Raw genomic sequence first — 11,469 nt, forward strand, 5'->3', positions numbered from 1 at the left:
TTTCTAAACTTCGGGATATTCGTTGCACAACAGATGTTCGGCCGGAACATCCTCTTCTATCTGCGGGAAACGCCCCTTGGGGGTGAGGAAACGGTTGTCCCTCATGTCATCGTTCACCGTAGAGACTTCGCCTACCAGACAATGGTCGTCCTCGGCCCAGAAAGTATGGTAGAGATAAGGCTCATAACAAATGCTTTGTCCGGGAGCAAGACGCACCGTTTCTCCGGGAGCTACCCGTGTACTGACTCCGTCGATGGAAACGACAAGCGGTTCTTCAGTCAGCGCTTCAGTTTCCTTGTCGGCCTTCCATAGACGCATGCAGAGGATTCCTCCACCCCGGTTGATGATGTCTTCCGTTTTCAGCCAATGGAAATGGGTGGGAGTAACTTGTCCGCAGCGGACAAACATAATCTTTTCACAATAGGGTTTGTCTTTCTTCTGCAGACTTCCATTACGGAGGGTTACCAGAGTCAGGCCGATTTTCAGGAAATCGCCCCAGCCGAAGTCGGTCAGGTCCCAGCCCATGGCTCTTTCCCGGATATCATTACATTCCGGTCCTTTGCTTTTCCAGTCGTCCGGAGTCCAGTCCGCCCATGGCGGCAGCATGAAGTGATACTTTGTCATAAATGCTTTGGCTTCGCGGATATATCGATTGATTTCACTGCGTTTCATATTTGTCTATTTTTTAAGGTGTTATACTTTTATTTCTTCAATAATTCTTTCAGCGGGATAGCCTGGAACTGAATGTCGGCTTGGCTCCCCTCATAAAAGATACCTATGGTATGCTCGTCAATGGAAGTCATGCAAGAGTACCCCGCACCCCTACCTTCATCCAACAACATCCAATACTCCTCGGGCCAAGTTTGCCCGTCATCGAAACTCACCTTAATGGTAATGTTGTTACGGCGCTCTTTTGAATTAGGATTGGCAAAGAGTAATACATGACGTTCTTCTCCGTCTTCAATATAATCATGGCGCAGCAAAGATGCCTGGCAAGCCGGTTCAATGAGAGCTCTGCGCGACGTAGGATGTTCCGTCCACGTTTTTCCCAAATCGGCAGTGACAGCAATGGCCCGCCCATTACCTTCCTGACGTCCCCGGTTGCTACGCTCACGCATGTTCAACATCAAGGAATGGTCTGAAAGTTCTACCACCTGACATTCGTTGGTATTGTAGTAAGCCGGTTCGCCTACAGTCCAGTTTTCTCCCTTGTCTTTACTCCACATGATTGTAGAGAACTGAAGCCCGTCTTCGTTCCGCCCCTCTACCGGAAATACCAATGTGCCATCTTCCATTGTGATGCCACGACCCGGTCCGGGAGCAAGCAGCCACCATTTTTCCTTTTTTACTTGACGGGTAATGTTACGCGGCTCACTCCAGGTAAGTCCGTCGTCGGTACTCTTACTAATCAGGAATTGAGAACTTTGTTTAACACCATATCCCGGCTGAGAACCGTGCGCACGCCACTGGTGGTTCCATACGGTCGAGGTATCGGTAAGATTCTCTACCCATTTGCCCGTCTTGGGGTCCAGGACTCCGTGCATCCACAACCCTATGACATAGAGATCTCCGGTGAAATCATCCGACAAGATGCAACCATCACTCACTCCATTATATTTCTGAGGTAGCCCGCCCCATTCTTTCATGTCCAGAACAGTCTGCATGGGTTGCCAAGTCCGCCCTCCATCTTCACTGCGATTGATGGCAATATCAATGTCGCCCTGCAAATCGTCATCTCTTTCATTGCGTGCATCATACAAGGCCAGCAAGGTACCTTTCGTCGAAGTCACCAATCCGGGAATGCGGGAAGTATGTACCCCGTCCTGCCCCGACTGCCGCAGGGCCACTCCTATACGGAGCGGCTTCACTGCGGGCAACTGGCGGATGCCCGCTAGCCCCAGGTCTGTCTGAACACTGCTGCATGAGATTTCAATCTTGCTTGTGGCCTGCGCCGCATCATCCCTCAATCGGAGTGTCACCCAGCATGTCAGTGTATCTTCCTCTATCTGCCGGCCTACCTTAAAACTCAATTGTTTGTTCACCGGTTTGGCACTTGTACAGAGCTGCCCGCAATTCTCATCCAAGAACAGCGAAGCGGAAACGACATCGCCGGAACGGACTGTTCCGCCCAAAGTGAAATTTATCTTTTCCAACTGATATGCCACGCCGCTGTTCCTAATCAGGCGCAGACACAATACCGGATTATGCTCCTTCAATGTCAACACCGGATATACCGGTTGCCGAATCTCCACCGTTATCTTATCCGTATAATTTTGGCATGCCATGATGCCCCAAGCAGACAAGACCAGTAAAAGTATAGTCTTATATCTCATATCATCCCAATATTTATTTGTAACCTTCAGTTTGTGTTATATTCGGATTAGTATTGAGACAAGCAGGAGCAATAGGCCACAAGGTAACATTCTTCTCCCCTTCACGCCCCTTCAAGGTTTCGATAAGCTCGAATTCCTTGTTAAAGCGAAGGTATGCCCACCATGCCTTTGATTCTGCGACAAACTCTTTCAGTATTTCGCTGATAATGGCATTGTCTATGGCATCCTGAGTCCTTGCCGTGTAGTAGTTGTCTACCCCATAAGCACGCTTGGCCACTACATTCAGATTCTGCAAAGCGGCATCCGTATTTCCCAAGGCATTTTCCACTTCAGCTTTCAAAAGATAGGCTTCGGCCAAACGATAGACGGGGACATCACTGTCAAAACTACGCGTATCATTGGCAAAGGAGCCTTTGAACTTCACAACCATCCTTTTAATCTGTACTTCTTCCGTCAAGAACTTATCCTCGAATACCCGTACTGAAACATCCGTACGCGTGTCACGTGCATCTTCAGCCAGAAAATCACAATAGGCTTGCGTGGGCACAACATACTGGGCGTGGGAACCGGCGGGAACCTCATCTTCAGTATAGCCGGCTTCCCTCAACCGGGTTCTATCACCGTTAGGTGCCAGATAATAGGCGAAAAAGTTGGGGGATGTCCCCGGAGTCACATTTTCATTGACGATATAGGGCAATGTCCAGATAAGCTCGGCATTGGCTTCGTTGTTTAAATTGAAAATATCGGCAAATGCGGGAAGAAGCGCATATCCGGCTTTCAATACCGCATCAACAGAAGACTGCGCTGTGCTCAGAGCAGCATTCCCTCCTCCCAGACGCTTTGCCATCCACAAGTAATATTCGGTACGCAACATGTTAACGGCTGCCGGAGATGCCTTATGGAGAAGCTTGGAAGAAGCGGGCATCAACCTTAAAGCTTCTTCTATATCGGTTTCGACCTGAGCATATACCTCAGAAGCCGCCGTACGGCTGGGATACATGTCCTCCTGCTTTTCTGACTCAAAGCCGGAAGTCAGTAGCGGACAGTCACCGAATACCCGCACCAGCGTAAAGTAACAATATGCCCGCAGGAAATAGGCATTGGCCATTACTTCATTGCGTGTAGCTTCATTGGTAAAAGAGATTTCCGGAGTATGCTTCAGAATCAAATTTGCACTATTAATGGTAGTATATATGCTACTCCAATTTGTACCTGCATCACCGCTCAGCAATACGTTTGTACCCACTCTATTAAAAAACGCATCATTTACCGCCCCACTCTCATACCAGTTTGAGCGCAGCTCTCCATAGATATTGAGCAAATCGGAAAAGGCGGAACGGAATTGAGTATATGCTCCATTTACCGCACTCGTAGCATCGCTCTCCTCTGTCCACATGGACAAGCTGGTGAACTGGCTGGGCTGTATCACATTCAGGTCTCCATGACATGATGTAAAAAACGAGACCCCACTTATAAGAAGAATGCCGGATAATATTTTTATTTTCATAATTCTTATTTTTCGTATTAAACTTCTTTTATCACAAAGTAACTTTACATCCGATAGAGAACTTACGGATAGGCGGATAGGTATTGAAACTGCCGGAATAAGTACTTGATGCACCTACTTCGGGCGAAAGGCCTATTACTTCCGTAAAATAATGCAGATTGTTTCCGGCCAGGGTCAATACCAGCCCTTTCAGACCAATCTTTGCCAGCAATGCTTGAGGCAAAGCATATTGCAGAGAGATTTCACGGATACAGAGATAATCTGCTTTCTGGGTGAAAACATCGGAGTTGTCCCGGAAATTCTTATTCAACTCATCGGAGTCATTGCCTGAGAAACGGGCATACTTGGCCTTACTCGGGTCATCCCCCACATTCCAGCATTTCAGGATTTCGGCAGGCAGGCTGGTGTTTCCATTCATGAAATTACACATCTGGCGTTGCAGATAACCATTGGAAATGGAGTGCCCCAAAGCAAAATCAAGATAGACATTCAAAGTGAAGCCCTTGTAAGTGAAAGTATTATTCAAACCTCCGGTGGTATGGGGAATCGTATTTCCCAGCAGGAACATATCATTGCTGTTGATGATATTGTCTCCGTTCAGGTCTTTCCACTCATAGTCTCCGATAGTCTTTTTTCCGACACCCAGTCTCTGTTTCGTGGTCCAGTCCCAACCTTTGGATGAGGTGTCATAACGGGCATTAGCCGCTTGCTCGGGAGTTGTGATGATAAAGTCTTTCTTATATCCATAGAAACGACCCAACGGTTCACCCTCGCAACACCTCCGAATTCTTTGGTCGTGCCATCCTGCATTTTTACAGAGTATCCTCCCTGACGGTTCTTGTCCCGTCCGTTTTCGGGCAGTTTAAGTACCTTGTTCTTTACGTAAGTAATGGTGAATTTAGATTCCCACGTGAAATCCTTCTTGACAATGTTGCGTGTTGTAATTTCAGCATCGAAACCACGGAAACGGACTTTTCCAAGATTGGTAAGGATGGAACCGTATCCCGACGTATTGGGCAATACTTTGGAAGTAATCAAGTTATCCGTAATCTTATTAAAGTAATCGATACCCAGAATGATACGGTTTTTAAATAACCCCAAATCAACACCTAAATCCAGCTGTGTGGAGGTTTCCCACTCAAGAGCCTTGTTGGGCATGGCAGAAGAAACTGTCGCCGCATCCTGATTGTAGCTGGTGGTAATGGCATACAGCCCCAATGCATCATAATATCCGATAGAGTTATTACCCGTTTGGCCATAGCTGCCACGCCACTTCAAATTACTTATAAAGCCGACATTCTGCATAAAAGGCTCATCACTCATAACCCATCCGACAGAAAGCCCCGGGAAAAATCCCCATTGATTGCCTTTGGCAAAACGGGAAGAGCCGTCCTCACGGAAAGTAGCAGTCAACATGTACCTTTTCAGATAATCATAGTTCAATCGGCCGAAATAACCGATATTCACATCTTCCTGCTTGGTCGACGTTGCATCGGAATAGACAGAACCTCCGTTCAATGTCGGTATCTTGTCGGAGCTGTGTCCGGTAGTGGCAGCATACACATACTTGTACAGATATTGCTGATAGGAATATCCTACCATCGCGCTGATGCTGTGCTTATCGGCAAACGTTCTTGTATAGCTGGTGTAGAATTCCAGTTTCTTCCGTTGCTCATCCGTCATGTTGGTAGTCGCCTTCCGCGTTCCATTCATCGGGTTGGCACGCATAAATGTATCTCCATGGCTGTTTTGCGTAAACAAAGAAGCGGTGCCCACAGCATGCCATCCTTTCAAAACTTCCCAATCAAGAGAGCCGACTAACCCCAAACGGTTGGTACGCTGATTGTTATCATTAAAATACGAGTAGAAACTCGGATTCGGAGACGAAGAGTTGGGACCTGGAGTCGGGGTTCCGTACCATTCATTGTCAGACACCCAATATTTACGTTGAACAGCCGGGGTCATCAATCCACGGGAAATCACCTGATACTGACTGGCATACTCTTCGCTATTCGTCTGGCTGTAATCTATGTTGCTACTGAAAGTCAGGTTCTCTCTGATTTTGGCAGTTACATTAGTACGGGCGTTAAAACGGTCGAATGCCGTGCCCACACCTACACCGGAATCTTTCATATAGCCAATGCTGCCCACATAGCTCAATTTCTCCGTACCTCCTTCTATCCCCACATAATAATTTTGCCAAAGAGCATTCTTGAAACAAGTACTGGCCCAATCATTATCTTCAAAAATCAAAGTCTTACTTGGATCCAGCGGATCAGCCACAGACTTCCATCCTGCCGGAATACTCTCTCCATCCTCAAGTAACGGGTAGAAAACTTGGAAGCATCCGTATTGCCGGAACTATAAGCATATCCGTCAAGGTATAACTTTTCCGGACTGGGTCCGGAAGCCCAACGATCGCGCATGATAGTAACAGCTTGGGTAGCATCCAGATACTCAATCATCCGTTCCACATTCTCGTTTGCAAAGGAAGCCTCAAACGTCACTCGAGGAGCACTGCTTTTTCCTTTTCTTGTCGTAATCAGGACAACTCCATTCGATGCACGCGAACCATAAATAGCAGAGGAAGCGGCATCTTTCAAGACTTCGATAGATTCGATGTCATTGGGATTGATACCCGCCGTACTGCGCTCTACACCATCAACTAATATAAGAGGAGAATTACTCTGGCTGATAGATGAACCACCACGAATCAAGAACGTAGCCTCTGCACCCGGAGTATTGTTCTCATTGTACACGCGTACACCCGCAATTTTGCCCTTCAATCCTTCTCCCACAGTATTGATAGGGGTTGCCTTCAATGTTTCTCCATCCACCTTGCTGATGGCGGATGTTACGGTACGCTTGGATTGGGTACCATAACCTACGACCACCACTTCATCCAACCCCATGGTGGTCGGTTCCATCCGGATGTTAAGAATCTTTTGATTGGTAATCAGGATTTGCTGTTCATCATAGCCCACATAGGAAAATACAAGAGTTTCCCCCTTGCTTACTTTCAGCTGGAAAGCGCCATTCATATCCGTAATAACTCCTCGAGTCGTACCCTTCACAGCGATGGAAACTCCTGGAAGAGTTTCACCAGTATTGTCCACTACTACACCTGATAGGTTAAATTCTTGTGCCCAAAGCAAAAATGGGCAAAATAGTAGAAAAGTTATGAGGTGAAAATGAAATATTTTTCTCATCTTTGTTACGATTTTAATAATAAATTGTTTCAGTAATTTATTTAAGGGGAAACGGGAAGTGCCAATACTCGTTTCCCCTCCTTTTCGGGGGTCAAACTTAAGTTGGCCAATGAGCTTTTTCATTGGATGTATTGTTGCAATATCTCCATAGGCAATCGTTTTTAGTTAATTAATGTATTTGAAGAATTCCGTATTTTTCAATTCATTTCTTGTCTCCTCCAGCTCTTCTTCAGAGCAAGGAGCTATCGGCAATCGACATGGTCCGCAGTCTATTCCTGCCAGTTTCATGAAAATCTTACCGGCTCTGACTCCTCCCCCATGCTTTATCAGCACATCAATGATTTCAACAGATTTCCATTGCATTTCACGGGCTGTCTCAAGGTCTCCCTTTTCCATGGCTTCCATCACAGCTTTGTATATACCCGGAACATAGTTGTAGGTACTACCTACGGCAGCCTTGGCTCCAACCGACAGTCCGGTAATCAGTATCTCATCAAAGCCGTGCAAGACCTCAAATACCCCACCGTCCGCATGAATGCACTGCTGCATCTCCATCAGGTTGTTATGAGTGAACTTGACTCCCACCAGATTGGGAATTTGCTTCTTGCCCTCTATAAGAAACTTGTGTACCGGCAAGGAAACCCCGGTGATGGACGGCATGTTATAGTAGTAAAACGGCAAGCGGGAAGCCGATGCAGCTATCGGCTTGAAAAAACCTATCAGCTCATCTACAGAACCGGGCTTGAAAAAGCAGGGTGCCATGGCTGCTATCATATCAGCTCCAATAGCTTGCGCATGGGCTGCCAGCTCGGCACACTGAACCTGCGACATGCCCCCTACATGCACTATCACTTTCAGTTTTCCCTTGACTGCCTCCATCCATTTTTCCGCAACAGCCTTTCGTTCTTCTGTTGTCAGAGAAACGGATTCTCCCGTCGTGCCACAAATAAACACTCCCGTCACACATTTCTTTTGCATCAGAAACTCTGCATACGGCCCGATCACCTGCAAATTTAAGGAACCATCTTCGTGCATTGGCGTAAATGGTGCAGCGATTAATCCTGTTAAAAGTCGTTTGTTCATAAATAAATTATATTATAATTAATGATGGGTTCAAACCTATTTTTTCTTAAAGAACAAGCTTGCCAAATAGCCTATGACAAAACATGAAATAAAGCCGGACGCCGTGTACAAAAGCAAATGGAATGTTTGGAATCTGGCAACAAACAATTGCACGATGATACTTGCGACTATACCAATGATTGCCCCTCCGGAATTGGCGCGTTTGGTAAGCATGCCCAACATAAACAGTCCTCCCATACTACCCAATATGAGCCCGAGTATCTTGTTGAATTCGTCCCACAATGAAGCGATATTCCATGTTGCCATGAGAAAAGCAAAAGATAGACTAATGATTCCTATCACACAAGTTGCCATACGTGCCGCACGTAATTCATTGCTACCCTCTCCCTTATGAAAGAAACGTGAATAAATGTCTACTATATAAGCTGTGGCTGCCGAATTCATACTGCCGCTCAAAGTGGACATTGCCGCTGCGAAGATGCCCGAAATAAGCAGCCCTACAATACCGACTGGTAATTGGGTAAAAATATACCACGGAAAAATGGCATCGCCGTTAGGAATACTGATACTCAGATTCTCAGGATACACTTTGTAATAGGCATAAAGCGCAGTGCCTATAAAGAAGAAAATCAGTGTGGCGGGAACAGTCAATATCGCATTGGTCCATACACTCTTCCGTGCCTCTTTCATCGAAGGGGTAGTGAGATAGCGCTGCACCATACTTTGGTCCGTCCCATAGGTGGTAAGATGGGTAAAACATGCGGCAATAATGACAGTCCACATCGTAGCATCCTTCAAGTCAAAGTTCGTCGCTCCCAAATCGAACTTACCGTTTGCCACGGCAATATCAATCGTTTCACCCAATCCACCGGGAAGAGAACACGAGATGTATATCACTGCAAATATCGCTCCTCCCAACAGTATAATTACTTGAATGGCATCTGTCCATACAACCGCCTCTATTCCCCCTATCATTGTATATAGAATACTACAGACTCCCATAATACCGATACATAGGAATATATCCAATCCAGTCACTACATTCAAAGCAATAGAGGGCAGAAAAAGCACAACGCCCATACGCCCTACCTGGAAAATAATAAAGGCCAGACTGCAAATAACCCGGATAAAAACATTGAAACGTATCTCCAGATACTCATAAGCAGTCGTTATATTCAATTTCCGGAAAAAAGGAATAAAGACATAAACAATGACGGGGGCAACAAGCACAATACCGGTATTGAACAACACATAACTCCAGTTAGTGGCATATGCCTTGGAGGGTATAGCCATGAAGGTGATGGCACTCAACGCGGTTCCGAAAAGACTCAGCCCGGCAGCCCACCACGGAATGCGTCCTCCACCCTTGAAATAGTCATTCGTACTTTTCTGGCGCCGTGAAAAGTAAATTCCAATTCCGGCCAATACGGCAAAATAACCGATAATCACAAAGATATTGACAAGTCCCAACCCCTTTTCCAAAGGAACAATATCCCCCTGAAGGCTGTACAGTCTATTCGTTCCGGAACTGGCATTGCTACCGAGTATAACGAAGGAACGGTTTCTTTGCAAGACTTGCATGGTGTCATAGGTACCTGGAATACATTCAGACTTGACAAGAGTCTGCGTAATTGTATGGTATTTCCATAAAGCATTCTCTTTTTTAAGATGCTGTGTATCTTCCTGCTCTTTCTGAAAAAGAAGTATATGGTTGGCTCCGCTGGCGACAGCAGCACATATTCCTTTCGGAAAATCCAAACCTAATGGACTCCATCTGTCCAGTTGGGGGTTATAGACATATCCATCCGTCAAGCAAGAAGACAGCCCTTCTTCCGTTTCCGTCTGTCCGCCCAATAAATACAGACAAGGAGAAACGCCGTTGTTCTGTACCACGAGAATTGCATCTTCCCGGACGCTTCCCGGATAGCCTGGTAACTCTTTCCATCCTCTGGACTTGTTCGACAAATCCAGCACAAAGAAAGAATCCGATAACCTGGACGGGCTTACCGATTTTCTGCCTCCAAGCAGATATACTTTATTGTCCAGTAGTACTCCTGCCGCGTTAGACAACGGAAAAGGAAGTGGTGGCCAATCTTCCGAAATATTCAGTTTTCCCTGCTGCATTGTGACAAGAAACACATCTTTGTAACACTGGGAAGAATCACGTCCTCCAATACATAAGATACCGTCAGAGAGTGTTATGGAAGCGCCATAAGCCAACGGTTTGGACAATAGTTCTTCATACAAAGTGAATCCGGCTTTTTCAGAAAGGCATACCGCATTTCTTCCCCACCGGCTATAATCGTCGGAAGTGCCGCCTACCAATATTATTTGTCCGCCAAGTACTCCGGAAAAGAGTCCCAAAGTATTATGTTCCTCATTAAGAACACTCTCGTTGCCCCACTTTATCTGCTCAGAATGAGAAGCATCTGCAGCTTTCAAGCTTTGCCCCCAAAATAAACAAAGGCATACCAATACAACACAATTACTTACAATCCGTGTCATTTGTCATATTTTTATTGTGATTGACCCTTATTCTGTTCTCCTAACACCGCCCTATCATAAATCAGCTTTTTATAAACATAAAAGTGTTGCTCGATAGCATTTCTATAGCCCATTTCATCCTTATTCTTGATAAAGTTCAATAAATCGGTGTGAGTTACAATCTTTCCCTTTTTTTCCAATTCTATATTTATGGCTTCCACCCGTTCCCTCAAATTGGTTTTTACAAAGTTCATAACCGGATGAATGATGCTTTGGAACTGTACAATCGTCTTATTCCCCGTTATTTCGTATAGTTTTGAATGGAAAGTATATTCACTGAGATTGGCATATTCGTTGTTCCCCAATGCAACACCTGCATTCACAATCTCTTCCAGTTCCATAATATCCTGCTCTTTAATATTATGAAATATGTCACTACTGATTCCTATCTCCAGGGCAACCCTGAATCCCAAAAGATCGAGAAGTGATTCCTGGCTCATAATACGGGGATCAACCACTCTCTTCATTCCTCCTAAAATGAAAGGTTCGGTTAAAATCATTCCACGACGTGTGCGACTTTCAATCATTCCCATCATTTTCAGACGGCTAAGAGCTTCCCGAAGAACACTACGAGCAACCCCCAACGCTGACGACAACTCAATTTCGTTAGGGATAGAATCACCCACTTTCAAGTCCTGACTTCTGAAATAATTCAATAACTTGTCTTCCACTTGGTCTACCAAAGTAATCGACTGCCCATCAATTTTTAAGTTTTCCATATATTAAATCGTGTTATTATTAGTCCTATTAGTATTATTTGTCAGACAAATAAATGGATAATTTTTAATAAAAG

Annotated in this window: 8 protein-coding genes; all 8 read right to left on the reverse strand. The window is 45.4% G+C overall.

Annotated features, from left to right (window positions below):
• Nucleotides 1-3: 3 nt before the first annotated feature.
• The 8 genes from JCM16496_RS09415 to JCM16496_RS09445 all read right to left on the reverse strand — a co-directional run bounded on the left by JCM16496_RS09415 (nt 4) and on the right by JCM16496_RS09445 (nt 11,395).
• Nucleotides 4-672 (reverse strand): D-lyxose/D-mannose family sugar isomerase, encoded by a 669-nt coding sequence (locus JCM16496_RS09415; protein WP_025833869.1) that lies wholly within the window; start codon nt 670-672, stop codon nt 4-6.
• A 29-nt stretch (nt 673-701) separates the two neighbouring features.
• Complete coding sequence (locus tag JCM16496_RS09420) at nt 702-2,333, reverse strand: sialidase family protein (RefSeq protein WP_128809521.1); 1,632 nt, start codon at nt 2,331-2,333, stop codon at nt 702-704.
• 13 nt (nt 2,334-2,346) lie between these two features.
• Nucleotides 2,347-3,840, reverse strand: coding sequence for a RagB/SusD family nutrient uptake outer membrane protein (locus tag JCM16496_RS09425; RefSeq protein ID WP_025833871.1), 1,494 nt, complete (start codon nt 3,838-3,840; stop codon nt 2,347-2,349).
• A 597-nt stretch (nt 3,841-4,437) separates the two neighbouring features.
• The gene (locus JCM16496_RS23620) at nt 4,438-6,093 is read right to left on the reverse strand and encodes a TonB-dependent receptor domain-containing protein (RefSeq protein ID WP_244440290.1); all 1,656 of its coding nucleotides are present in this window, start codon (nt 6,091-6,093) and stop codon (nt 4,438-4,440) included.
• On the reverse strand, nt 6,090-6,956 hold the full coding sequence (locus JCM16496_RS23625; RefSeq protein ID WP_244440291.1) for a TonB-dependent receptor plug domain-containing protein: 867 nt from the start codon (nt 6,954-6,956) through the stop codon (nt 6,090-6,092). Before JCM16496_RS23625 ends, JCM16496_RS23620 begins: the two co-directional genes overlap by 4 nt.
• A 258-nt stretch (nt 6,957-7,214) precedes the next feature.
• Nucleotides 7,215-8,132, reverse strand: a complete 918-nt coding sequence (locus JCM16496_RS09435) for a dihydrodipicolinate synthase family protein (RefSeq protein WP_025833874.1) — start codon at nt 8,130-8,132, stop codon at nt 7,215-7,217.
• Between the two features lie 36 nt (nt 8,133-8,168).
• On the reverse strand, nt 8,169-10,637 hold the full coding sequence (locus JCM16496_RS09440; RefSeq protein WP_025833876.1) for a sodium:solute symporter family transporter: 2,469 nt from the start codon (nt 10,635-10,637) through the stop codon (nt 8,169-8,171).
• Nucleotides 10,638-10,648: 11 nt separating this feature from the next.
• Entirely contained in the window at nt 10,649-11,395 is a 747-nt protein-coding gene (locus JCM16496_RS09445; protein ID WP_005829254.1) for a FadR/GntR family transcriptional regulator, read from the reverse strand.
• Nucleotides 11,396-11,469: the final 74 nt, after the last annotated feature.

It is taken from the genome of Bacteroides rodentium JCM 16496, from assembly GCF_000614125.1.
GTDB lineage: Bacteria > Bacteroidota > Bacteroidia > Bacteroidales > Bacteroidaceae > Bacteroides > Bacteroides rodentium.